General features: G+C 73.7%; 24 protein-coding genes. 12 read left to right on the plus strand and 12 right to left on the minus strand.

What is annotated here, in order from left to right; genetic code table 11:
• The first annotated feature begins 34 nt into the window (after positions 1-34).
• The gene (locus ACFO4E_RS01915; protein WP_378570856.1) at positions 35-676 is read left to right on the plus strand and encodes a hypothetical protein; all 642 of its coding nucleotides are present in this window, start codon (positions 35-37) and stop codon (positions 674-676) included.
• Between the two features lie 3 nt (positions 677-679).
• Here the strand turns inward: ACFO4E_RS01915 and ACFO4E_RS01920 are convergent, their stop codons facing one another.
• Positions 680-934 carry a helix-hairpin-helix domain-containing protein gene (locus tag ACFO4E_RS01920; RefSeq protein ID WP_378570857.1) on the minus strand — a complete coding sequence of 85 codons (255 nt, stop codon included), beginning with the start codon at positions 932-934 and terminating at the stop codon, positions 680-682.
• Positions 935-1,063: 129 nt separating this feature from the next.
• Between ACFO4E_RS01920 and ACFO4E_RS01925 the strand changes: the two genes are divergently transcribed.
• The 3 genes from ACFO4E_RS01925 (at position 1,064) to ACFO4E_RS01935 (ending at position 4,243) form a co-directional block, all read left to right on the plus strand.
• A complete protein-coding gene (locus ACFO4E_RS01925) occupies positions 1,064-1,741 on the plus strand; it encodes an ABC transporter permease family protein (RefSeq protein WP_378570858.1) in 678 nt (225 codons plus the stop codon).
• A 560-nt stretch (positions 1,742-2,301) separates the two neighbouring features.
• Positions 2,302-3,639, plus strand: coding sequence for a UDP-glucose dehydrogenase family protein (locus ACFO4E_RS01930; RefSeq protein ID WP_378570860.1), 1,338 nt, complete (start codon positions 2,302-2,304; stop codon positions 3,637-3,639).
• A gap of 190 nt (positions 3,640-3,829) precedes the next feature.
• The gene (locus tag ACFO4E_RS01935) at positions 3,830-4,243 is read left to right on the plus strand and encodes a CoA-binding protein (protein WP_378570862.1); all 414 of its coding nucleotides are present in this window, start codon (positions 3,830-3,832) and stop codon (positions 4,241-4,243) included.
• Positions 4,244-4,272: 29 nt separating this feature from the next.
• Here ACFO4E_RS01935 and ACFO4E_RS01940 read toward each other — a convergent pair whose 3' ends face one another.
• A complete protein-coding gene (locus tag ACFO4E_RS01940) occupies positions 4,273-4,929 on the minus strand; it encodes a type III secretion system chaperone family protein (RefSeq protein ID WP_378570863.1) in 657 nt (218 codons plus the stop codon).
• 129 nt (positions 4,930-5,058) lie between these two features.
• Between ACFO4E_RS01940 and ACFO4E_RS01945 the strand changes: the two genes are divergently transcribed.
• Both ACFO4E_RS01945 and ACFO4E_RS01950 read left to right on the plus strand, forming a co-directional pair.
• On the plus strand, positions 5,059-5,703 hold the full coding sequence (locus ACFO4E_RS01945) for a DUF2975 domain-containing protein (protein ID WP_378570865.1): 645 nt from the start codon (positions 5,059-5,061) through the stop codon (positions 5,701-5,703).
• Positions 5,703-5,969, plus strand: a complete 267-nt coding sequence (locus tag ACFO4E_RS01950; RefSeq protein ID WP_378570867.1) for a helix-turn-helix domain-containing protein — start codon at positions 5,703-5,705, stop codon at positions 5,967-5,969. Before ACFO4E_RS01945 ends, ACFO4E_RS01950 begins: the two co-directional genes overlap by 1 nt.
• On the opposite strand, the gene purE is transcribed toward ACFO4E_RS01950, so the two are convergent.
• Positions 5,927-6,460: a 5-(carboxyamino)imidazole ribonucleotide mutase gene (gene purE, locus ACFO4E_RS01955; RefSeq protein WP_378570869.1), complete on the minus strand. Its 534-nt coding sequence runs from the start codon at positions 6,458-6,460 to the stop codon at positions 5,927-5,929. The two genes, ACFO4E_RS01950 and purE, sit on opposite strands and share 43 nt — an antisense overlap.
• Positions 6,457-7,626, minus strand: coding sequence for a 5-(carboxyamino)imidazole ribonucleotide synthase (locus tag ACFO4E_RS01960; RefSeq protein WP_378570871.1), 1,170 nt, complete (start codon positions 7,624-7,626; stop codon positions 6,457-6,459). Before ACFO4E_RS01960 ends, purE begins: the two co-directional genes overlap by 4 nt.
• A gap of 112 nt (positions 7,627-7,738) precedes the next feature.
• Here ACFO4E_RS01960 and ACFO4E_RS01965 point away from each other — a divergent pair, with 112 nt between their 5' ends.
• The 3 genes from ACFO4E_RS01965 to ACFO4E_RS01975 all read left to right on the plus strand — a co-directional run bounded on the left by ACFO4E_RS01965 (position 7,739) and on the right by ACFO4E_RS01975 (position 10,426).
• The gene (locus ACFO4E_RS01965) at positions 7,739-8,200 is read left to right on the plus strand and encodes a GtrA family protein (protein WP_378570873.1); all 462 of its coding nucleotides are present in this window, start codon (positions 7,739-7,741) and stop codon (positions 8,198-8,200) included.
• Between the two features lie 209 nt (positions 8,201-8,409).
• Positions 8,410-9,078: a response regulator transcription factor gene (locus ACFO4E_RS01970; protein ID WP_378533663.1), complete on the plus strand. Its 669-nt coding sequence runs from the start codon at positions 8,410-8,412 to the stop codon at positions 9,076-9,078.
• Between the two features lie 61 nt (positions 9,079-9,139).
• Entirely contained in the window at positions 9,140-10,426 is a 1,287-nt protein-coding gene (locus ACFO4E_RS01975; protein ID WP_378570875.1) for a sensor histidine kinase, read from the plus strand.
• Positions 10,427-10,462: 36 nt separating this feature from the next.
• Here ACFO4E_RS01975 and ACFO4E_RS01980 read toward each other — a convergent pair whose 3' ends face one another.
• The 8 genes from ACFO4E_RS01980 to ACFO4E_RS02015 all read right to left on the minus strand — a co-directional run bounded on the left by ACFO4E_RS01980 (position 10,463) and on the right by ACFO4E_RS02015 (position 19,279).
• Positions 10,463-11,101: an MBL fold metallo-hydrolase gene (locus tag ACFO4E_RS01980; RefSeq protein WP_378570877.1), complete on the minus strand. Its 639-nt coding sequence runs from the start codon at positions 11,099-11,101 to the stop codon at positions 10,463-10,465.
• The gene (locus ACFO4E_RS01985; RefSeq protein WP_378570879.1) at positions 11,102-12,187 is read right to left on the minus strand and encodes an S-(hydroxymethyl)mycothiol dehydrogenase; all 1,086 of its coding nucleotides are present in this window, start codon (positions 12,185-12,187) and stop codon (positions 11,102-11,104) included. It lies immediately after the preceding gene.
• Positions 12,188-12,362: 175 nt separating this feature from the next.
• Positions 12,363-13,364 carry an adenylate/guanylate cyclase domain-containing protein gene (locus ACFO4E_RS01990; RefSeq protein WP_378570881.1) on the minus strand — a complete coding sequence of 334 codons (1,002 nt, stop codon included), beginning with the start codon at positions 13,362-13,364 and terminating at the stop codon, positions 12,363-12,365.
• Positions 13,365-13,840: 476 nt separating this feature from the next.
• Positions 13,841-14,497, minus strand: a complete 657-nt coding sequence (locus ACFO4E_RS01995) for a hypothetical protein (protein WP_378570882.1) — start codon at positions 14,495-14,497, stop codon at positions 13,841-13,843.
• A 168-nt stretch (positions 14,498-14,665) separates the two neighbouring features.
• Positions 14,666-14,917 (minus strand): hypothetical protein, encoded by a 252-nt coding sequence (locus ACFO4E_RS02000; RefSeq protein ID WP_378570884.1) that lies wholly within the window; start codon positions 14,915-14,917, stop codon positions 14,666-14,668.
• A 224-nt stretch (positions 14,918-15,141) separates the two neighbouring features.
• On the minus strand, positions 15,142-15,462 hold the full coding sequence (locus ACFO4E_RS02005; RefSeq protein ID WP_378570886.1) for a hypothetical protein: 321 nt from the start codon (positions 15,460-15,462) through the stop codon (positions 15,142-15,144).
• A gap of 266 nt (positions 15,463-15,728) precedes the next feature.
• The gene (locus tag ACFO4E_RS02010; RefSeq protein WP_378570888.1) at positions 15,729-16,610 is read right to left on the minus strand and encodes a biotin--[acetyl-CoA-carboxylase] ligase; all 882 of its coding nucleotides are present in this window, start codon (positions 16,608-16,610) and stop codon (positions 15,729-15,731) included.
• Positions 16,611-16,636: 26 nt separating this feature from the next.
• On the minus strand, positions 16,637-19,279 hold the full coding sequence (locus ACFO4E_RS02015) for a phosphoenolpyruvate carboxylase (protein ID WP_378570890.1): 2,643 nt from the start codon (positions 19,277-19,279) through the stop codon (positions 16,637-16,639).
• A 226-nt stretch (positions 19,280-19,505) separates the two neighbouring features.
• On the opposite strand from ACFO4E_RS02015, the gene ACFO4E_RS02020 reads away from it, so the two are divergent.
• From ACFO4E_RS02020 to ACFO4E_RS02030, 3 genes are all read left to right on the plus strand, one after another.
• Complete coding sequence (locus ACFO4E_RS02020) at positions 19,506-21,110, plus strand: acyl-CoA carboxylase subunit beta (protein ID WP_378570892.1); 1,605 nt, start codon at positions 19,506-19,508, stop codon at positions 21,108-21,110.
• Positions 21,111-21,164: 54 nt separating this feature from the next.
• Positions 21,165-21,416, plus strand: a complete 252-nt coding sequence (locus ACFO4E_RS02025) for an acyl-CoA carboxylase subunit epsilon (protein ID WP_378570894.1) — start codon at positions 21,165-21,167, stop codon at positions 21,414-21,416.
• Between the two features lie 104 nt (positions 21,417-21,520).
• A partial coding sequence (locus ACFO4E_RS02030) for a biotin carboxylase N-terminal domain-containing protein (RefSeq protein ID WP_378570895.1) occupies positions 21,521-21,866 on the plus strand: 346 nt, incomplete at its 3' end.

The raw sequence follows: 21,866 nt of genomic DNA on the forward strand, positions 1-21,866 counted from the left end.
GCAACACCAACAGCGACGGACGACAGGAGGCACCATGCTGCGGCATCTCATCGGGCTGCTGGCCGGGTTGGCGGTCGCACCCCTGCTGTGGATCGGCGTCGCGTGGTCGGCGGGCGAGATCGACGGGGCCCTCGCCGACGGCGGCGGCTCCATCGCGGCCCCGGTGGTGACCACCGCCATGGGGGTCCTCATGATCATCGGGCTGCTCTGCGGGTTCTTCGCCGGCGCGCGGATCTCGCCGCTGACCTCGTTCGTCCCGGGCGCGCTGCTGCTCACCCTGTGCCTGTGGCCGGTGGTCGACCGGGCGTCGCTGGACGCGGTCCTGCCGACCGGGATCGACCCGGGGTCGGTGTTCCACCCGGTCGGTCCCGCACTCATGGCCGCACTCCCGATCGGCACGCTGCTGCTGGTGTCGTCGGTGATCCCGTCGCGCTGGTCGCGCGCCCCGCGCCCCTATGCCCCGCCGCTCCCCGACGCGGCCCCGTACACCGCGGAGGCCCCGGGCGGGGCGCCGCCCGCCGACGCGGGCGCCCGCCGGAGCGGGTCCTACCGGGGCGACCCCGATCCCGAGCGGACCACCACGCCGTTCCAGCGCGATCCCGGCGGCGGCTGGGAGCCGGTCCCGCCCGCGCCGGACGGCGACACCGCGGAGTTCCAACGGCGCGGCCCGCGGTAGGGATCACGGGCCGGCGAAGGACAGCCCCCGCGCCGCCAGTTCCTCGCCGAGGACGCGGACCGCTTTGGGCCCGATCCCGTGGATCGCGAGGAGTTCCGCGGATGTCACACGCGTCAGCTGGTCATAGCGGGTGTAGCCATGGCCCGCCAGTTCACGGCGGGCGACCTTGCCGATCCCCCGCGGGAACTCCGTCTCCTCCGCCGACGCGTCCGAGGCGGGCGACGCCCGGAGCCGTTCCGTCGCCGGGTCGACGCCCATCGTGCCCGATGCGGCGGCGGCGCTCCCCGCCGCCGGACCGTTCGCGGCCGGGACCCCTGGCCTTCCGGCGCCGTCGCGGGTTAGCGTTGAAGCCCCCCGCGCAGTGCCCGGCGACGAGGAGACCGCGCCATGTCCAACGGCTCACGGCACGTGATCGGATTCCTCCTCGGCATCGCCGCCGCCCCCGTGGTCGGACTCGGGCTCGCGTGGGCGCCGCACTGGCCGCCGGTCTACGGCATCGGCGTCGAGGACATCCCCCGCGTGCCGGACCCGGTGGCGCCGCTGATCGCGCTCGGAGTGCTCGCCGTCGTCATCGGCTTTCTCACGGGATCCCGGCTGTCGCCGCTGGCGGCGGCGGTGCCCGGCCTCGCCCTGGTCGCCCTGGGGGTGCTCGACGCCACACCGTGGCCCGTGCCCGTGGTGCCGGGCTACCTGGACCCGCCCGGCGCCGGTACACCGTGGTTCCCCTGGGAGCCGCTGTTCATCCTGGTCGGCGGCCTGCTGTTCGCGTCCGCCCTGCCGCCGTCCCGGTGGCGCGCCCGCTACCGCCCCGGCCCGGCCGCCGAGGAGGACGACGCCGCCTACTCCCCCGCCCACCGGTTCGACGACGACCCGCCGGCGGCCGCCCGGCAGGGCCCGGCGCACGGGGCGCCGGACACCCCTGCCGAGGGGACGCCGATCCGCGCGTGGAACGCCGACACCGGCCCCGGCCGACCCGCCGGTGAGCCGCCGTGGACCGAGCCGCGGCACCGCAGACTGCCGACCCAGCGGCGCGGCGACGGCGCCCCGGGGCGCCGCGAACCCTGACCCGCGGGGCCCCGCACCCGATGCGCGGGCGGCGGGCCGCGGCGCGCCCGAACACCCCGGGTCCGGACCGGCGGTCCGCCACCCCTGGGTACTCTTGGCGGCGGACCCAGCCCGGCCCGGTGGGCCGTGTCCCTCCCGCCACCCCTGGGTACTCTTGGCGGCGGACCCAGCCCGGCCCGGTGGGCCGTGTCCCTCCCGCCACCCCTGGGTACTCTTGGCGGCGGACCCAGCCCGGCCCGGTGGGCCGTGTCCTTCCCCTCACGGCGTGCTCCGGCACACCGCGTCCGTGCGCGTCCCGCGGGCCGATCGCGGCATTTCGGGTGTTAGCGAACCCGGTGCGGGGGGACGCACGATAGAAGACGCAGCGGGTAAACACATCTTCACAGGAGACGGCTTCGTCGCGCAGCGCGGCGGCGCGCGCCACCCGGGGCCGTACAGCATCGCGGACATCTACCTCCCGTCTTCGTGACGCGCCGGTAGCATCCCTGGGGCCGCGGCAGCGGGCGGCGTGCGCCGATGCTGTCGGCGGCGGCAGCGCAGCAAGGAAGGACGGACGAGCATTGGTCGCACAGCAGCGCAGCAAGATCTCGGTCATCGGTACCGGGTACCTGGGCGCGACACATGCCGCGTGCATGGCCGAACTCGGCTTCGAGGTGCTCGGCCTCGACGTCGACACGGTCAAGATCGACAGCCTCTCCTCGGGGCGGGTCCCCTTCTATGAGCCTGGGCTGGAAGAGGTACTGAGCCGCAACCTGGCCAACGGCCGGCTGCGCTTCACCACCGACTACCGCGAGGTCGCGGAGTTCGCCGACGTGCACTTCATCTGTGTCGGCACCCCGCAGCGCGCCGACTCCAACGCGGCCGACCTGACCTACGTCAACGCCGCGATCGACGCCCTGGCCCCGCTGCTCGACCGCCCGGCCGTGGTCATCGGCAAGTCCACCGTCCCGGTCGGGACGGCGGCCGTCGCGGCGGCCCGCATCGCCGATCTCGCGCCGGCGGGCGCCCAGGTGGAGCTGGGCTGGAGCCCGGAGTTCCTGCGCGAGGGCTTCGGGGTGGAGGACACCCTGCGGCCCAACCGGATCGTCATCGGCGCCGCCCCCGGGTCCCAGCGGGTCGAGGCCGCCATGCGCGAGGTGTCCCGGCAGCAGATCGAGCAGGGCATCCCGTTCCTGGTCACCGACCTCCAGACGGCCGAACTGGTGAAGGTGTCGGCCAACGCGTTCCTGGCCACCAAGATCTCCTTCATCAACGCCATGGCGGAGGTGTCGGAGGTCGCGGGGGCCGACGTCATCAAGCTCGCCAAAGCGCTGTCCTACGACGACCGGATCGGCGGCAAGTTCCTGGGGCCGGGACTCGGCTTCGGCGGCGGCTGCCTGCCCAAGGACATCCGGGCGTTCATGGCGCGCGCCGACGAACTGGGCGTCGAGCCCGCGCTGTCGTTCCTGCGCGAGGTCGACGCCATCAACCAGCGCCGCCGGGCGCGCACGATCGACATCGCGCGCGGGCTGATCGGCGGCAGCTTCGCCGGGCGCACGGTCGCCGTCCTGGGCGCGGCGTTCAAGCCGAACTCCGACGACATCCGCGACTCGCCCGCGCTGGACGTCGCCTCCACGATCTCCTCGCTCGGCGCGGCCGTCACGGTCTACGACCCCGAAGCACTGGAGAACGCCAGGCGCGCCCACCCCGATCTGGGGTACGCGCACTCGATGCTGGAGGCCGTGCGCGACGCCGAGGTCGTCCTGCTGCTCACCGAGTGGGCGGAGTTCCGCGACGCCGACCCCGACGAGCTGGCGAAGATGGTGCGCGAGCGCAAGATCGTCGACGGCCGCAACGCCCTCGACCCCGAGCACTGGCGCGCCCGCGGCTGGACCTACCGCGCCCTCGGCCGCCCCTAGCAGCCGGGTCGGAGCGGTCCCGCGCACCGTCGCCGCCGCGCCGGGTCGGAGCAGCGCGTGCGTACTTCCTGGTCACGCTCGCCTCCTCGCTCGGCTCCACCGGCCCCGCGAGGGGGCCTCCGGCCAGGGGCGGCGCCGCCTCCGCTCGCTCGTCGGCTCGCCGTGACGATGGGAGGCGCACAATGGGGGGATGAGCGACATCAGCGACGAGGACATCCGGCGGGTTCTGCGGGAGAGCGAGGTGTGGGCGGTCGTCGGGCTCGGCGACAACCCCGACCGGCCCGCCTACGGGGTGGCCCGGTTCCTCCGGTCCAAGGGCAAGCGCGTCGTCCCCGTCCACCCGAGCGGGGCGACGGTCCACGGTGAGCCGGGCTACCGGACGCTCGCCGAGATCCCGTTCCCGGTGGACGTGGCCGACGTCTTCCGCCGCTCCGAGGACGCCGGCGCCATCGCCGATGAGGCGCTGGCGCGGGACGACATCACCACGGTGTGGTTCCAGCTCGGCGTGGTCGACGCGGACGCCGCGGAGCGTGTGCGGGCGGCCGGGCGGACCATGGTCATGGACCACTGCCCGGCGATCGAGTGGCCCCGGCTGCTGGGCTGACGCGGGCACGCGAGCGGCCGGTCCCGGAGTCACCGGGTCTTGGGCCGGCCCCACCGCGACCAGACGTCGGCCGGAACCTGGGCGACGACGTCGGCGAGGGCGTCGAGGAACGGCTCCCCCTCGCGCGGGGCGCCGCGGTCGCCCGTGCAGATGAGGACGTCGCCGTCGAGCACCAGGTCGGTGAACGCGAACCGGCGCATGTCCTCGCGCACGCCGTCGGTGAGCAGCTCCACCGCGAACCTCCGGTCCGGGCACTCCGCGTAGAGGTCGCGCGCCCCTCCCGCCCGGTCCTGCACGTACAGGTAGGGCACCCGCACCGGCAGCCCGATCGCGTAGACCACGAGGGTCGTGGCGGGGGCGTCGCCGGACTCCTCGCCGCGCACGTAGTCGAACATGCGGAAGGGGCGGCCCCGGTGCCGCCCGGTGACCTCGTTGCGCACGCGGCCCAGCGGCCCGGGCGGCAGGGCGGTGCGCGGCCAGCCGTTGATGGCGCGCTGGTGCTGCTCGGTGTAGGTCCAGCCGTGCTCGCGCGCGAGCGCGCGCCGGCTCTCGGCGCGTTCTCGCTCGACGCCCCCTGCCGGGTCGGCGGGCCCGCCGGCGGGCGCCGGTCCCCCCGCGCTCTGCCCGGCCGGGGGCGCGCCCGCGGCGGCGTTTCCGGACGGTCTCAGGAAGTTCGGGCGTCGCATGCACGCAGACCTACCCCTGGCGCTCCGCCTCGAACCGGCGCCTCGGGGCGGGACCGGCGTGCCGGGGGTGCCGTACGCCTCCGGGTTGACATATCGAATATCGATATTTATCGTTTTTCGATGTTATCGATGAACGATATGTCCATGGAGGTGCGCATGACCGCGGACCAGCGCGCGGCGTCCTGGCTCGATCGCCTTGGCGGGATCGTCCGGCTGTCCGCCATCGCGTTCGCGACCGCCCTGGCGCTCCTGCTCATCAGCGGGATCGGCACCGTCCTCGGAATCGGGACCCCGCTCCGGGACCACGTGATCGCCATCCCCTTGGGCGCCGAGGAGTTGCGCGCCGCTCCGGGCGCGCTGCCGCCGGGGACCGAGCCGCACGGGACCACCGAGGTGGTCGTGAACGACCCCACCCCCGCACAGGCGGCACTGTGGCTGGTCCTCGCCGCGACCCCGGTCGCCCTCTGGCTGGCCGGGGCGGTCCTGCTGCACCGCACGATCCGCGCTGCCCGGCACGAGGGCCCCTTCACGCACGGCGTGGCGCGGCGGTTGCGCGCCCTGGGCATGCTCGCCGTGCTCGGCGGCCTGGGCACGGGCGTCCTGGACCTGGGCGCGGGCGCCGCGCTGACCTCGCTCGTGCTGGGGGACGGCGGGTTCCACGCCTCCGCCGACGTACCGTTCGGGGTCGTCCTGGCCGGCCTGGGCATGCTCGCGATCGCCGAGATCGTGCGCCACGGGGTGGACCTGCGTGAGGACGCCGAAGGGACGATCTGATGACCGGCGACGCCCCTGCGTCCGGGGACGAGGGGTACATCGAGGTGCGGCTCGACGACCTGCTGCGGGAACGCGGGATGACGCTCACCGAGCTGTCGCACCGGGTCGAGGTCACCGTGGTCAACCTGTCGGTGCTGAAGAACGGCCGGGCCAGGGCGATCCGGTTCTCGACCCTGGTCCGGCTGTGCGACGCGCTCGGCTGCCAGCCCGGCGACCTGCTCCGCTACCGGCCGAAGCCCATCGACGGGGAGCCGCCGGCGGCCTGAACGCGCAGGCGCTCGCCCTTGGCGCGGGCCTGCGAGCGCAGCTCCTCCTGGAAGGCGCGCATGCGCTCGCTGAGCGCGGGGTCGTGGGCGGCGAGCATGCGCACCGCCAGCAGGCCGGCGTTGCGGGCCGCGCCGACCGCGACCGTCGCCACGGGCACGCCGGCGGGCATCTGCACGATGGACAGCAGCGAGTCCATGCCGTCGAGGTAGCGCAGCGGCACCGGGACGCCGATGACCGGCAGCGTGGTCACGGAGGCCAGCATCCCCGGCAGGTGCGCCGCTCCCCCGGCGCCCGCGATGATCGCCGTGAGCCCGCGGCCGGCCGCCTCGGTGCCGTAGGCGATCATCTCGTGCGGCATGCGGTGCGCGGAGACGACATCGGCCTCGTAGGGGACGCCGAACTCGTCCAGCACCGCGGCGGCGTCCTGCATGACGGGCCAGTCGGAGTCGCTGCCCATGACGATGCCGACGGTCGGGGCGGTCTCGGTCACTGGTGGTCTCCCTTGAGGTAGGCGGCGGCGTCGCGGGCGCGTTCGAGCAGGTCCCCGGGGTCGTCCCCGGAGACGTTGACGTGCCCGATCTTGCGGCCGGGACGGACCTCCTTGCCGTAGAAGTGCACCTTCAGCGCGGGGTCCTTGGCCATGACATGAATGTAGCGGCCGTACACGCCGGGGTCGGCGCCGCCGAGGACGTTGGCCATCACCGTGAAGGGCGCGGTGGCGCGCGGCGCGCCCAGCGGGAGGTCGAGCACCGCGCGCAGGTGCTGCTCGAACTGTGAGGTGACCGCGCCGTCCATGGTCCAGTGGCCGGAGTTGTGCGGGCGCATGGCCAGCTCGTTGACGACGACGCCGTCGGCGGTCTCGAACAGCTCCACCGCGAGCACGCCGACCACGCCGAGGGCGTGCGCCAGCTCGATCGCGAATTCCTGGGCGCGCACGGCCTTGTCCTCGTCGAGCCCCGGAGCGGGCGCGATGACCTCGTGGCAGATACCGTCGCGCTGCACGGTCTCGACGACCGGGTAGACCGCGATCTGGCCGTAGGGCGAGCGCGCGACCTGCACGGCGAGCTCGCGCTCGAAGGCGACCAGCTCCTCGGCGAGCAGCGGGACCTCGGCGGCGGCCGCGCGGGCGACCACCTCCGCGGCCTCGCCGGGATCGCGCACGATCCACACGCCCTTGCCGTCGTAGCCGCCGCGCGTCGCCTTGAGCACGACGGGCCAGCCGGTCCCGCCCCGCGCGGGGTCGGCGAACGCCTCGACGTGCGAGGCGGCCGTGACGGCCCGCCAGCGCGGGCAGGGGGCGCCCAGTTCCTCGGCGCGCGTGCGCATCCGCAGCTTGTCCTGGGCGTGGCGCAGCGCGTCGCGGCCGGGCCGCAGGACGGCGCCGGCCTCCTCCAGCTCACGGAGCACGGGCTCGGGCACGTGCTCGTGGTCGAAGGTGAGGACGTCGCAGGACTTGGCGAAGGCCAGCAGGTCGGGCGCCCCGCGCTCATCGCCCAGGGTCACGGCGCCGGCGACCAGGGACGCGCTGTCGTCTGCCGACGCCGCCAGGACGCGGAAGTCCACGCCCAGGGAGATCCCGGCCTGGTGGGTCATCCGGGCCAGTTGCCCGCCCCCGACCATACCGACGCGGGGGACGGGGCGATTACGCTCGCTCACAGTGCCTCATTCGTTGACTCGCGAAACGGGGGGCGGCCGTGACCGCCGCGGGCCCGCCGTGGCATCCCCCGGAATTGTAGTGACCACCTGGGCAAAGGATCGGAAACCCCTCGTGCGACCGCTGACGGCTCTCTACCGGCGCTTCTCCCATCTCATCCACGAGGTCGCGAGGTTCGGGACGGTGGGGGGCATCGCCTATGTCGTGCAGCTCGCCACGACCAACCTGCTGTGGCTGGCGGGGGCGTCCGCGCTGGCGGGCCAGACCGTCGGCGTGCTGGTGGCGACGTGCGTGGCGTTCCTCGGCAACCGCTACTGGACGTTCCGCCACCGCGCGCGGACCGGCCTCGGGCGGGAATACGCGCTCTTCTTCCTGATGAACGGTATCGGACTGGGCATCCAGCTCGCCTGCGTGGGGGTGGCCGTCCACGGGCTCGGCCTGGACGACCCGCTCTCGCGCAACATCTCGGGCAACGTGATCGGGGTGGGGCTCGGCACGCTGTTCCGCTTCTGGTCCTACCGGACGTGGGTGTTCCCCCCGGCCCGCGAAGAGGCGTCCCCGCCCGCCTCCGGCTGACCGCTCTGCGGGCGATCCGGGCGGCGCCGGGACGGCCGCGCCGCCCCCGCCCTTTCGGCCAAGTTACGGTCAAGGAAAGGCAGATCCGGGTCACGCAAGAACGGTTGGAGATTTTTGTCCGCAATGGGGCATGCGTATTTTCGGTCAACCAGGGTCCATACGGCGCGCATAATAGGGAAATGCCCCCGACTCGACTTACGATCGGGTACATGACCTGCGTTTTGCTGGCCGAAGACGATACTTCGATCTCCGAGCCGCTTGCCCGCGCACTGCGCCGCGAAGGGTATACGGTCGATGTGACCGTCAACGGCACTGAGACCCTCGATCGCGCCCGCGCCGGGGATATCGACCTCATGGTCCTCGATCTCGGATTGCCCGAAATGGACGGACTCGAAGTGGCCCGACGGCTGCGCGCCGAAGGCCACGGAACGCCGATCCTGATCCTCACCGCGCGCGCCGACGAGGTCGACACCGTTGTGGGGCTCGACGCGGGCGCCGACGATTACGTCACCAAGCCGTTCCGGCTCGCCGAACTCCTCGCCCGGGTCCGCGCCTTACTGCGCCGGGGCGGCGCCGAAGTGCCCGTCGTGCACGGGGTGCGCATCGACAACGACTCCCGCCGCGCCTGGCTGGGCGACCGAGAACTCCAGCTCACCACCAAGGAGTTCGACCTCCTGCGGGTCCTGGTGCGCGACGCCGGCAAGGTCGTCACCCGCGAGCAGATCATGCGCGAGGTCTGGGACACCAACTGGTGGGGGTCGACCAAGACGCTCGACATGCACATCTCATGGCTGCGCCGCAAGCTGGGGGACGACGCCAACCAGCCGTCGTACATCACGACGGTGCGCGGTGTCGGCTTCCGGTTCGAACGCGACTAGCGCGGCCTGCGCGCCGTAGCGGGCACCCGCCCGGCCGGGACCCGCGGCGACAAGGAGTGTCATGCGCCGGCGGATGCTGTTCTCCACCCTGGTGGTCACCGTCATCGCGGTGATGCTCCTCGGGCTGCCGCTGGGCGCGCTCACCTACACGTCGCTCTACGAAGAGAACGTGCGCCAATTGCAGCAGGAGGCCGGGATCATCGCCGCGGAGGCCGACGTCCAGGTGCGCGGCGGCGGCCAGATCGACCGGGCCCAGCTCGCCTCCGCCTACCCGTCGCGGCACATCGAGATCACCCTGCCGGACTCGAACCAGCGCATCAACGCGGGCGGCTGGAAGTTCGACCCGCACCGGCAGAACACGACCTCCACCCTGCACGCGTCCGCCACATCGGGCGGCGGGGTCCGGGTCGAGGTCTGGCGTGACACCAAGCGCGTCCAGGAGAGCGTCCTCAACGCCTGGCTCGGTATCGCCTCCCTCTCGCTCCTGGCCATCGGCGTGGCCGTGGGCCTGGCCATGCTCCAGGCGCGCCGGCTCACCCTTCCCCTGGTCGACCTCGCGGCGACGGCCGAGCGGCTCGGATCCGGGGTCACGAGCCCATGGGGACACCGCTACGGGATCCCCGAGGCCGACCGGGTGGCGGAGGTCCTCGACCGCAGCGCCGAGCGCATCGCCGGGCTCATCGCCACCGAGCGGCACTTCGCGACCGACGCCTCGCACCAGCTCCGCACCCCGCTGACCGCGCTGTCGATGCGGCTGGAGGAGATCATCGCCGAGGCCGACAACCCCGATGTGGTGCGCGAGGAGGGCGAGGCCGCCCTCACGCAGGCCGAGCGCCTGGTCGAGACCGTGGAGAGCCTGCTGGGCCGCGCCCGCCAGAGCCAGAACGCCGAGGTCGAGCCGGTGGCGATCGACGACGTGCTCAAGCAGTTCGTGGCCGAGTGGGCGCCCATGTTCCGCAAGGCCGACCGCCAGCTGAAGCTGACCGGCGAGAAGGGCCTCACGGCGATGACCGTGCCCAACGACCTGGCGCAGATCCTGGCCACGCTGGTCGAGAACGCCTACAAGCACGGCGAGGGCACCGTGACCGTGCGCCGGATCGACGGCGGGACCTCCGTGCGCATCGAGGTCAGCGACGAGGGCCCGGGGGTCCCCGAGGAGATCTCGGGGCGCATCTTCGAACGGGAGGTCAGCGGCAACGACGGCACCGGTCTGGGGCTGGCGCTGGCGCGGCACATCGCGGAGTCGGAGGGCGCCAGGGTGGAGCTGGTGCGGGTGCGCCCCGCGACGTTCGCCCTGTTCCTGCCCCCGCGGGCCGGCGGCCTGTCGAAGGGCGCCGGCCCGTTCTGACCGTGACCGGGACCGCGCACGCGCGGGCCCGCGGGATCAGTGCCCGCGGTCGATCCACTCCTGGAGATGGGGCAGCTCGGCGCCGATGGTCGTGGAGTCGCCGTGCCCGGTGTGCACGACGGTGTCGGCGGGCAGGGTCAGCAGGCGGTCGCGGATCGAGGAGATGATGGTCGGGAAGTCGGAGAACGACCGCCCCGTGGCCCCCGGGCCGCCCTGGAAGAGGGTGTCGCCGGAGAACAGCACCCCCAGTTCGGGTGCGTAGAGGCAGACGGCCCCCGGGGCGTGCCCGGGGGTGTGCAGGACCTCCAGTTCCACGCCGCCGGCCTGGAGCCGTTCGCCGTCGAGCAGGGGGGCGTCGGGCTCGCGGTCGGGGTAGACCATGCCCCACAGCTCGGCGTCGTCGGGGTGCAGCAGGATCGGGACCGGGGCGTCGGAGAGGTCGGCCAGGGCCGCCGCCGCGTTGATGTGGTCGTTGTGCGCGTGGGTGCACACGATCGCCATCAACTCGCGGTCGCCCAGGGAGCGGGCGATCTCCTCGTGGTCGTGGGCGGCGTCGATCACGATGGCGGTGCGTTCGTCGCCGACGATCCACACGTTGTTGTCGACGTCCCACTCGCCGCCGTCGAGGCGGAAGCTCCCCGACGTGACGACCTTGTCGATGGGGGTCGGGGGCATCTAGAGGACCACCACCGAACGGAGCACGTCACCGCGGTGCATCTTGTCGAACGCCTCCTCGACGTCGGTCAGGGCGATCCGTTCGGACACGAAGCGGTCCAGGTCGAGCCGCCCTTGCAGGTACAGGTCGATCAGCATGGGGAAGTCGCGGGAGGGCAGGCAGTCGCCGTACCACGACGACTTCAGCGCGCCGCCGCGGCCGAACATGTCGGCCAGGGGCAGGTCGATGGTCATCTCGGGGGTGGGCACGCCCACCAGGACCACGGTCCCGGCGAGGTCGCGCGCGTAGAACGCCTGGCGGTAGGTCTCGGGGCGGCCCACGGCGTCGATGACGACGTCGGCCCCGTTGCCGCCGGTGAGGTCGCGGACCGCTTCGACCGGGGAGCGCTCGCGGGAGTTGACGGTGTGCGTGGCGCCGAAGTCGCGCGCCCACTGGAGCTTGCGGTCGTCGACGTCGACGGCGACGATGGTCGAGGCGCCGGCCAGCCGGGCGCCGGCGATCGCGGCGTCGCCCACGCCGCCGCAGCCGATCACCGCCACGGAGTCGCCGCGGGAGACCCCGCCGGTGTTGATCGCCGCCCCCAGCCCGGCCATGACCCCGCAGCCCAGCAGGCCCGCGACCTCGGCGCCCGCGGCGGGGTCGACCTTGGTGCACTGGCCGGCGGCGACGAGGGTCTTCTCGGCGAAGGCGCCGATGCCCAGAGCCGGGCTCAGCGGTGTGCCGTCGGCCAGGGTCATGGGCTGGGTGGCGTTGGCGGTGTCGAAGCAGTACTGGGGGCGCCCGCGCAGGCACGCCCTGCACTGGCCGCACACGGCCCGCCAGTTGAGGATCACGAAGTCGCCCGGCTCCACGCCCGTGACGCCGTCGCCGACGGCCTCGACCACCCCCGCGGCCTCGTGCCCGAGGAGGAAGGGGAAGTCGTCGTTGATGCCGCCCTGCTTGTAGTGCAGGTCGGTGTGGCAGACACCGCACGCCCGCACGGCGACGAGCGCCTCGCCGGGCCCTGGGTCGGGGACGATGATGGTCTCGACCCCGACGGGGTCGCCCTTCCTGCGTGAGACGACGGCCTGGACTTCATGCGCCATTGCGGCTCCTTTTGACGGGTCACGATGGTCGTGGTTCCCAACATGCCGGATCCCGGTGCCGCGCGGAAGGAGTTCTCCCCTTCTGTGGACGGCCGCGTGCGCGGTCCGGTCCCGGTGCGGCGGGGCCCGGCACCCCGGCGACGGCCGCGGGGCCGGTCCGGGGCGGTGGCGGGGGTCAGGTCTGGGGGCCGGCGGGTTCGAAACTGCGGCGCAGCGCGTAGGGCTGGATCTGGCCCAGCCCGTGGGCGTGCCGGGGGCGGACCGCGACGACCTGGAGCGATGCTTCGTCGCGCAGCTGCTCGGCCACCGCGTCGTCGATGAGGATGGTCCCCGGCCTGGCGAAGGAGGTCAGGCGGCTGGACCGGTTGACGGTGGTCCCGAAGACGTCGCCCAGCAGCGCGAGGACGGGGCCGTAGGCCAGCCCCACCCGGACGTCGGGGACCTCGATGTGGGTCTTGACGCCGTCGGCCAGTTGGAGGGCGATCTCCGCGGCCTGGCGGGCGGTGTTGGCGACGTAGAGGATCTCGTCGCCCAGGGTCTTGACGACCCGGCCGCCGCCGGAGGCGACGATGTCGGTGGCGGTGGACTCGAAGCCCTCGACGACCTCGGCGAGCTCGATCTCGTCGAGCTCGCGGCTGAGCGTCGTGAAGGACACCAGGTCGGCGAAGCCGACGGCCAGCGGGAAGTAGGTGGGGGCGGCGTCCTCGCTGCTCTCCATGAAGGCCAGCCGGCGCGCGGCCGAGGCGGCGAGCTGGCGCCGCCAGATGTGCACCAGCAGGCGCTCGACGTCGGGCAGCAGGTCTTGGGCCAGGCCGGCGAACGGGCCGGCACCGGACTCGTCGGCCCCCTCGGGGGCGTAGGAGAGGGTCGACAGGATGCTGGTCTGCCATTCGGCCAGCCGGGCCATGGTCTGCCCCATGGCGCGGGCGAGCCGGATCGCCGCCTCTTCGTCGACGACGCCGTTCTTCAGCAGCTCCGTTGTGATGCGCAGCGCTTCGACGTCGCCGTCGGTGAAAGCCGGGCCGTCCTCGCGGGTGGCGAAGCCGAGGGCGCGCCAGATCCGGTCGGAGAACTCGGGAGACGCCCCCGCCAGCCGCACCGCCTCGTTGCGGGAATAGCGCGCTTCGCCTCCGAGCAGGACGGCTTCGATCTCCTTGGGGTCGGGACGCGACGACATACGTTCTCTCGTGTTCGAGGCCGGTGCGGCGGCGGGGAGGCACGGCACCGTCCAGGTGTGGGTGGCACGGTCACCTGCGTGTCACTGTCGGTTTAATACGTGGAGGGTGTGCGCGTCAAGAAACGCCCGATCCAAGGGCCACGGCCTGCCACGACACCGGACACCTCCCGCTACGGCCCGTGGTGGCGCGGCGCACGCGGCGCCCCGGCCGGTCGCGCCGCGCGGAGCGCCGCGACCGCGGCGATCCCCGCCGGGCCATGAGCCGATCCTCGCACAGGAGACCCCCGTCACACCCCCCGCGTAAACGAACGGACACCCGCCCGCCGGACGGCGTGCCCCGGAACGCCCCACAACACGACGGTACGAGGGCGAACTGGCACCGCAGGCACCGGGGGCACCGGGGGCGATCGCCGCGGACCGGGTACCGGCCGGGCTCGTGGGCGAGCGGGACCGCCGCCGGGACGACGGGCGCGCTATCAGTCCGCGGGCAGGGTGGTGACCGGCGCCGCTTCCCCTGCCGGGTCGGCCTGCGCGTCGTCCTCGGGGGTGGCGGGCTCCTGTCCGGGCGCGGATCCGCCGGGGGACCCTTCCGCGCCGTTGGCCTCCTCGCCCTCCTCGGGCGCCTCGTCCGCCGGGGCGGGCTGGGCGTCGCCCTTGGGGCGGCAGAGCAGATCGGGGCGGTCGAGCTCGTCCGACAGTTCCGCGCCGGTGAACTCGCCGTCCGACTCCATCATCGGCTTCAGCTTCGCCAGCCCCGCTTCCCGCAACCTGCACTCCAGGTCGGGACGGCCGGGGATCCAGACGACGAACTCGTGCTCCTTCGGGTCGCCCGCCGCCTCCGCGTCCCCGCCCTCCGCCGCGTCGCCGCCCTCCGCCGTGCCGCCGGGATCCGGCGTCTCCGCCGCGCCGTCCTGGTCCGCGCCGGCCTCGTCCCCGGACGTGCCGCCCTGGGCGGTGTCATCGGGCCCGCCCCCGCCCTCCGGCTTCCCGGCCGCGCCCTCCTGCTCCTGCTGTCCCGAGCCGAAGGGCCAGGGGGGCGGCGCCTCGGCCGCGACGGCGGGCAGGGCGGTGGACACGGCCGCGGCGGCGCAGGCCCCGGCTGCCGCCGCCGTCGTGAAGATCATGCGGATCATCGACGCTCCTTGGCTGGAACCCCCTGGCCGCGGCCTCGGGGGGAACGCTTCATCGAATGTGCTGGATCCGGCATCGCGCCGGTGCGGCGGGAGCGGCGCCCCGCGCCCGTCCGGCGCGCCGCCTGCGGCCGCAGGCGGCGCGCCGGAGGTACGGCGGCCGCCTCGGGCTCACCGCGCGCTGCTGGCCGTGCCGGTGATCACGGCGCCGTGCGGGCCGACCTTGTAGGTGACGGTCTCGAAGGAGACCCGGCCGTCCTCGCCGGCGACACTGCGGACGACGGTCAGGGACGCGCCGTGCGCGTTCGCGGCGGTCCTCTGGTCGACGAACTTCGCGTCGGCCATGGCGGCGACGGGCGCCCCCAGGGCCAGGGCGGGCACCGCCGCGGCGATGAAGGCCAGGCGGCGAACCGTGTTGGTCATAGCGTCCTGCACTCTCTGCCGGCGGACCGGCGGATCGGTGGTCGTCGGCGGACTGCCGCCCGCCACGGGCGGCGGGCCGGGGTCCGCCCCGGTCGTCCGGGCTCCGGGTCCGGACCCACCCGCGGACCGGGAAAGGGCGGCCGCCCGGTGGACGGCCGCCCTCGCCTTCACGGGATGCGACGCGCGTGGGCCACCCGGTGGCACCCGTGATGACGCACGTTCGGTCAGTTGGCTTTGCTGGTGGTGCTGCTGGAGACGGCACCGTGCTTGCCGGCGGCGTCGGACTGCTCGTGGAAGAACACGCCGCCCTTCTTGCCGTGGTCCTCCTTGCCGTGCTCCTCGCCCTTGCCGTTCTTGTCCTCGCGGTGGTGACCCTCTTCGATCGCCTTGGCGATGACCTGGTGCGAGGCCGCGCCGTGCGGGCCGGCCGCTTCGGTCTCGCTCACGAAGATGCTGTCCGCCATGGCGAGCGCGGGTCCCCCGATGACCAGCGCCGGGGCCGCGATCGAGACGAATGCGAGTCGGCGAATTGAGGTGCGCTTCATCTGTGAATTCCCCTTCCAGGTGGCCCGGCTCCCTGCCCGGCCGCAGCCCCCTCGGCCCGCGTCCCGACCCTCCAGGCCCGGAACTCCGTGGGTGCCATCGCGTCATCTGACCCGGAAAGAAGGCGAATAACGCTGCGAATTCCGTTGGATACCCAAAGTAATATTTGTCCGCGTCGGAGTTTCCATTGGCCGCGCGCGGACACGGCCCGGGGGCACGGACCGGACGCGTGGTCCCGCTTCAGGGCCGGCGGGCCCGCCGGCCGGCCTCAGTAGCCGCCGTCGGCGCGGCGCAGGTGCACGACGTCCCCGGCGCTCAGCGGCTCCTCGCCCTCGGCGCCGCGGACCGTCAGGCGGCCGCCGGAGTCGACCCCGGTCGCCTCGCCCTCCAGGACGCGGCCGCCCGGCAGGTGCGCGCGCACCCGGCGGCCGATCGTGGCGCACCGGCCGCGGTACTCGCCGGCCAGCCCGCTGGCCTCGGCGTCGCCGCCGTTGCGCTGCCAGGCGTCGAACCGCTCGGCGAGCCCCCGCAGGACCGCGCGCAGCAGGGGATCGCGGTCGGTGCAGGCCGCCTCTTCGACGGCCAGGGAGGTCGCGGTCTCCACGGGCAGTTCGGCGCGGGTCTGCGCGACGTTGAGGCCCATTCCGACGACCACGCCCGGGCGCTCGCCGGTGAAGGCCGCCTCCGACAGGATCCCGGCGAGCTTGCGGTCGGGACGGCCGTCACCCGTGCGCGTGAGCACGTCGTTGGGCCATTTCAGGCCGGCGGGGACCTCCGCGATCCGCTCGACCGCCGACACCGCGGCGACCCCCATGAGCAGCGGCAGCCAGCCCAGGCGGTCGACGGGGACCTCCGGGCGCAGCAGCACCGAGAAGGTCAGCGCCGCGCGCGGCGGGGTGTGGAAGGAGCGGTCCAGCCGCCCGCGGCCGGCGGTCTGGTGGTCGGTGACCAGGACCGTGCCGCCGGGCGCGCCCGCGCGCGCGCGCCCGATGAGCTCGCTGTTGGTCGACGGGAGCGCGGGAACGACCTCGATCGCGCTCCAGAGCCCCCCGGGGCGCACGAGGGCCCGCTCCAGCGCTCCCGCGCGCAGCGGGGGCCGGTCAAGGTCGGTGTAGGGGGACGCGGCGGAGGAGGACGGGTCGGACGCCATGGGCACCATTCAACCGTGCGCGCGCGTCAGCCCGTGTTCTGCAACCCGGCGGCCACGCCGTTGACCGACAGGAGCAGCAGCCGCTCCAGGTGGCGCTGGTCGTCCTCCGACAGCTCCTCGGCTTCCGGCCCGCGCAGCGCCTCCAGCGCACGCAGCTGGAGGTGCGACAGCGCGTCGACATAGGGGTTGCGCAGGTCGACCGCCCGGGAGAGCACCCGCCGGTTCTCCAGCAGGCGGCGGTGGCCGGTGACCTTGAGGACGAGGTCGCGGGTGAGGTCGTATTCGGCGAGCACCAGCTCCGTCAGCTCGGGCCGGCCGCCCAGGGCCAGGTAGCGCTCCGCGATGGACCGGTCGGCCTTGGCCAGGCTCATCTCGGCGTTGTCCAGCAGGGAGGAGAACAGCGGCCACTCCTCATAGGCGGACTGGAGCGCCCCGATGTCGTCGACGGCGGCCAGGCCCGTGCCCAGCCCGAACCAGCCCGGCAGGTTCACCCGGGTCTGGGTCCAGGCGAACACCCACGGGATGGCGCGCAGGTCGGACAGGCCCTTGGCCGCGCCGCGCCGCGAGGGGCGCGAGCCCAGGCGCAGGTCGCCCAGCTCCTCCAGGGGGCTGACCCGGGAGAACCACTCGGCGAAGCCCTCGGTGTCGATGAGGGAGCGGTAGGCCGTGTGCGCGGCCTCGGCGACACCGTCGGCCAGGGCGCGGTGGGCCGTCGACGCCGCGCGGGCGCGGTCCTGGACGTCCCGGGTGGAGGCCATGAGCACCGCGTGGCCGACCTGCTCGATGTGGCGGTGGGCGATGGCGCGCTGGCCGTAGCGGGCGAAGATGACCTCGCCCTGCTCGGTCACCTTGAACCGGCCCGCCACCGACCCGGGGGCCTGGGCGAGCAGCGCGCGGCTGGCGGGCCCGCCGCCGCGGCCCAGCGAGCCGCCGCGGCCGTGGAAGAGGGTGAGGGTGACACCGTTGCGCTCGGCCCACTCCGCGAGCTGCGCCTGCGCGTCGTAGAGCCGCAGGGTGGCGCTCACGGGCCCGACGTCCTTGGCGGAGTCGCTGTAGCCGAGCATGACCTCCAGGCGCCCGCCCGACCGCTCCAGGCGCGCGCGCACCCCGGGCAGCTCCAGCATGCCGTCGAGGACGGTGGGCGAGGCTTCGAGGTCGGCGCCGGTCTCGAACAGCGGGATGACGTCGAGCACGGGAGCCTTGCCCGCGGGCAGCGCGTGGCCGGCCAGCTCGTGGACCGCGGCGATGTCCTCAGCGGAGCGGGTGAAGCTGACGATGTAGCGGCGGCAGGCGTCGACCCCGAACCGCTCCTGGATCCAGGCGACCACGCGCAGCGTGGCCAGGACCTCCCGGGTCCGCTCCGAGGGCTCCTCGCCGGCGCGCAACTCGCGCAGCGCTTCGGCGTGCACCTCGCTGTGCTGGCGGATCTCCAGTTCGGCCAGGTGGAAGCCGAACGTCTCGGCCTGCCAGACGAGGTGCTGGAGCTCCCCGTTGGCCTGGCGGCCCGCTCCGGCCTCGGCCAGGGAGCGCTGCACCACGCGGAGGTCGGCGAGGAAGGCGTCGGGGCCGGGGTAGGCGAGGTCGGCGTCGCGGTCGCGGGTGGCGCGCAGCCGTTCGGCGGCGAACAGCAGGAGCTGGCGGTGCGGCTCGTTCGGCGAGCGCTTGGCGATCCGGGCCATCACCCGCGGGTAGCCGGCCTCGTTGGCGGCGAGGGTGGCGGCGAGCTCCCCGCTGGCCGGGGTGAGGTTGGCGTAGGCGGTCAGGGTGCGCCCGATGCGGCCGCACGCGTTCTCCAGGGCGTGCAGCACGTGCTCGGACTGGATGGAGATCGCCTCGCGGGTGACCTCGTGGGTGACGAACGGGTTGCCGTCGCGGTCGCCGCCGATCCAGCTGCCGTAGCGGACGAACGCGGGCGCGCGGGCCGGCTCGCGGCCGGTGCCCTCGGGGTCGATGGCGGCGTCCAGGGACCGGTAGATCTCCGGGACGACCCGGAAGATGGTCTCGTCGAAGGCCGCCAGCGCGGTGCGGACCTCGTCGAGCGGGTCGAGCCGGGTGTAGCGCAGCTGCGAGGTGCGCCAGAGGAGGTCGATCTCCTCCAGGAGGCGGCGCCGGGCCTCGGCCTCGACCGAGCTGCCGGGGTGGGCCTCGCGGTAGCGCTCCAGGTGCCCGCTGATGCGCAGGATGGAGGTCGACACCGCGCGGCGCCGCGCCTCGGTCGGGTGCGCGGTGAGGACGGGGTGGAACTCCATGCCGTCGACGAACTCGCGCAGCCGGTCCTCGCCGCCGGTCTCGCGGATGTGGCGCACGGCCGCGGCCAGCGACTCGCGCGGCGGGTGGGCGGCGTCGTCGCGCTCGCGCAGGGCCCGCATGCGCTGGTGCTCCTCGGCCAGGTTGGCCAGGTGGAAGTACACGGTGAACGCCCGCGCCACCTGCTTGGCCCGTTCGAGGGGCCACGAGGCGACGAGACCGGTGATCTCATCGCCGGAGACCGAACCGTCCCGCGCGCCGATGACGGCCCGCCGCAGCCGCTCGACGTCGGCGAGCAGGTCCTCGCCGCCGCTCTCGGCCAGGACGGTGCCGAGCATCTCCCCGAGGAGCCGCACGTCGCCGCGCAACCGGTCGGGGACCTCCTGGCGGGCACTGTCGCGTTCCGCGCTAACCGCTGTCATGGGCCCGAGCCTACCGAGATTGGTATGAACCTCTGGGCAACGGGGGCGTCCCAAGGGGTGTCGGAACGGTGGCACAGAGACCTGGCCACCGGTCCGGGGAGCACCCCGCCATGCCCCCTACCGGAGTGCGGGCGGGCCGGTCCCGAGCGGGTGCGCGCCCCCTTAATCCGGAGAAGGCGGGGTCGCCCGCCGTGCGGGACGACCGGCGCGACTATCGTGAGGCGGTATGGCGACAGAAGCCCCTGAACCGCTTCCAGCAGCGGAGATCGACATCCACACGACCGCGGGCAAACTCGCCGACCTCCAGCGGCGCCGCTACGAGGCGGTCCACGCCGGGTCCCAGCGGGCGATCGAGAAACAGCACGCCAAGGGCAAGATGACCGCCCGGGAGCGCATCGACGCCCTCCTCGACCCCGGGTCGTTCGTCGAGTTCAACGCTCTGGCCCGGCACCGCTCGTCGAGTTTCGGCCTGGACGCCAACCGGCCCTACGGCGACGGCGTCGTCACCGGCCACGGCACGGTCGACGGCCGGCCGGTCGCGGTCTTCAGCCAGGACGTCACCGTCTTCGGCGGCTCCCTCGGCGAGGTCTACGGCGAGAAGATCGTCAAGGTCCTCGACCACGCGCTCGACACCGGCTGCCCCGTCGTGGGCATCAACGAGGGCGGCGGCGCGCGGATCCAGGAGGGCGTGGCCGCCCTGGGGCTCTACGGCGAGATCTTCCGGCGCAACGTGCACGCCTCCGGCGTGATCCCGCAGATCTCGCTGATCATGGGGGCGGCGGCGGGCGGGCACGTCTACTCGCCCGCGCTCACCGACTTCATCGTCATGGTCGACCAGACCTCGCAGATGTTCATCACCGGCCCCGACGTCATCAAGACCGTCACCGGCGAGGACGTCTCCATGGAGGAGCTGGGCGGGGCGCGCACCCACAACGCCACCTCGGGCGTGGCCCACTACATGGGCGCCGACGAGCAGGACGCGCTCGACTACGTGCGCGAACTGCTGTCCTACCTGCCTTCCAACAACATGGAGGACCCGCCGGCCGAGGCCGCCGAGCCCGGCCACGAGGTGACCGACGCCGACCTCGAACTCGACGCCTTCATCCCGGACTCCGCCAACCAGCCCTACGACATGCACGACGTCATCGGGCACGTGCTGGACGACGGGGAGTTCCTGGAGGTCCAGGCCCGGTTCGCGACCAACATGATCGTCGGCTACGGCCGCGTCGAGGGCCGCCCCGTGGGCGTGGTCGCCAACCAGCCGATGAGCTTCGCCGGGTGCCTGGACATCGACGCCTCCGAAAAGGCCGCCAGGTTCGTGCGCACCTGCGACGCCTTCAACATCCCCGTTCTGACCTTCGTGGACGTCCCCGGCTTCCTCCCGGGCACCGACCAGGAGTGGAACGGCATCATCCGCCGCGGCGCCAAGCTGATCTACGCCTACTCCGAGGCCACGGTCCCGCTGATCACCGTCATCACCCGCAAGGCGTTCGGCGGCGCCTACGACGTCATGGGGTCCAAGCACCTCGGCGCCGACATCAACCTCGCCTGGCCGACCGCGCAGATCGCGGTCATGGGCGCCCAGGGCGCGGTCAACATCCTGCACCGGCGCACGCTGGCCGCGGCCGACGACGTCGAGGACGAGCGCGCCCGGCTGATCCAGGAGTACGAGGACACGCTCCTCAACCCCTACCTCGCGGCCGAACGGGGCTATGTCGACGGCGTGATCCTGCCGTCGGAGACCCGGGTCGCGGTCGCCAAGGCGCTGCGGTCGCTCCGCGACAAGCGGCGGCGGCTTCCTCCCAAGAAGCACGGGAACATTCCACTGTGACCGCGTCCCACGACCGGCGCCGGGTGCCCGGCGGCGAGCGAAGGAGAGGAACCGATGTCCGACGCGTCCGGTGAACGGCGGAGCCCCGCCCCGTTCCTGCGCCTGGTGCGCGGGCACCCCACACCCGAGGAGTCCGCCGCGCTGGTGGCCGTGCTGACCGCCCGCGCCCGGGCCGCTCAGGCGGCGCGCGACGCCGAAGCCGCCGCGGCCGTCCCGCGCTCCGCCTGGCGCGACCGGCCGCGCCGGTCCGGCGGTCCGCTGCCGCGCGGCGGCGGCGCGTGGCGCCGCAGCTTCCGCCCCGGGTGAGCCGCGCGGCGGCCCGGAGGGCGCGCCCCCTTCTGCATCACCCCTTTTCAGACCCCTCATGACCAGGTGCGGGACCTGCCGCAGTACCAGGAGGAATTTCGACCGTGCGCAAAGTTCTCATCGCCAACCGCGGCGAGATCGCGGTCCGGATCGCACGCGCCTGCCGTGACGCGGGTCTGGGCAGCGTGGCGATCTACGCCGAACCCGACCTGGACGCGCTCCACGCGAAGGTCGCCGACGAGGCCTACGCCCTCGGCGGCCGGACGCCGGCCGACAGCTACCTCGACATCGGCAAGATCCTGGCCGTCGCCGCGGAGTCCGGCGCCGACGCCGTGCACCCCGGGTACGGGTTCCTCGCCGAGAACGCCGACTTCGCCCAGGCGGTGATCGACGCCGGGCTCACCTGGATCGGCCCGCCGCCGGACGCGATCCGCGCCCTCGGCGACAAGG

This window comes from Nocardiopsis mangrovi (genome assembly GCF_042653925.1).
GTDB lineage: Bacteria > Actinomycetota > Actinomycetes > Streptosporangiales > Streptosporangiaceae > Nocardiopsis_B > Nocardiopsis_B mangrovi.

Excerpts from the sequence above, each read along its gene's own strand:
- ACFO4E_RS01920 (WP_378570857.1), bottom strand. The coding sequence starts at position 934 with ATGGGCGTCGACCCGGCGACGGAACGGCTCCGGGCGTCGCCCGCCTCG.
- ACFO4E_RS01945 (WP_378570865.1), top strand. The coding sequence starts at position 5,059 with ATGAACGATATGTCCATGGAGGTGCGCATGACCGCGGACCAGCGCGCG.
- ACFO4E_RS02025 (WP_378570894.1), top strand. The coding sequence starts at position 21,165 with ATGTCCGACGCGTCCGGTGAACGGCGGAGCCCCGCCCCGTTCCTGCGC.
- ACFO4E_RS01915 (WP_378570856.1), top strand. The coding sequence starts at position 35 with ATGCTGCGGCATCTCATCGGGCTGCTGGCCGGGTTGGCGGTCGCACCC.
- ACFO4E_RS01990 (WP_378570881.1), bottom strand. The coding sequence starts at position 13,364 with ATGTCGTCGCGTCCCGACCCCAAGGAGATCGAAGCCGTCCTGCTCGGA.
- ACFO4E_RS01995 (WP_378570882.1), bottom strand. The coding sequence starts at position 14,497 with ATGATCCGCATGATCTTCACGACGGCGGCGGCAGCCGGGGCCTGCGCC.
- ACFO4E_RS01975 (WP_378570875.1), top strand. The coding sequence starts at position 9,140 with ATGCGCCGGCGGATGCTGTTCTCCACCCTGGTGGTCACCGTCATCGCG.
- ACFO4E_RS02010 (WP_378570888.1), bottom strand. The coding sequence starts at position 16,610 with ATGGCGTCCGACCCGTCCTCCTCCGCCGCGTCCCCCTACACCGACCTT.
- ACFO4E_RS02015 (WP_378570890.1), bottom strand. The coding sequence starts at position 19,279 with ATGACAGCGGTTAGCGCGGAACGCGACAGTGCCCGCCAGGAGGTCCCC.
- ACFO4E_RS01980 (WP_378570877.1), bottom strand. The coding sequence starts at position 11,101 with ATGCCCCCGACCCCCATCGACAAGGTCGTCACGTCGGGGAGCTTCCGC.
- ACFO4E_RS01950 (WP_378570867.1), top strand. The coding sequence starts at position 5,703 with ATGACCGGCGACGCCCCTGCGTCCGGGGACGAGGGGTACATCGAGGTG.
- ACFO4E_RS02005 (WP_378570886.1), bottom strand. The coding sequence starts at position 15,462 with ATGAAGCGCACCTCAATTCGCCGACTCGCATTCGTCTCGATCGCGGCC.
- ACFO4E_RS02020 (WP_378570892.1), top strand. The coding sequence starts at position 19,506 with ATGGCGACAGAAGCCCCTGAACCGCTTCCAGCAGCGGAGATCGACATC.
- ACFO4E_RS01925 (WP_378570858.1), top strand. The coding sequence starts at position 1,064 with ATGTCCAACGGCTCACGGCACGTGATCGGATTCCTCCTCGGCATCGCC.
- ACFO4E_RS01985 (WP_378570879.1), bottom strand. The coding sequence starts at position 12,187 with ATGGCGCATGAAGTCCAGGCCGTCGTCTCACGCAGGAAGGGCGACCCC.
- ACFO4E_RS02000 (WP_378570884.1), bottom strand. The coding sequence starts at position 14,917 with ATGACCAACACGGTTCGCCGCCTGGCCTTCATCGCCGCGGCGGTGCCC.
- ACFO4E_RS01970 (WP_378533663.1), top strand. The coding sequence starts at position 8,410 with ATGACCTGCGTTTTGCTGGCCGAAGACGATACTTCGATCTCCGAGCCG.
- ACFO4E_RS01940 (WP_378570863.1), bottom strand. The coding sequence starts at position 4,929 with ATGCGACGCCCGAACTTCCTGAGACCGTCCGGAAACGCCGCCGCGGGC.
- ACFO4E_RS01935 (WP_378570862.1), top strand. The coding sequence starts at position 3,830 with ATGAGCGACATCAGCGACGAGGACATCCGGCGGGTTCTGCGGGAGAGC.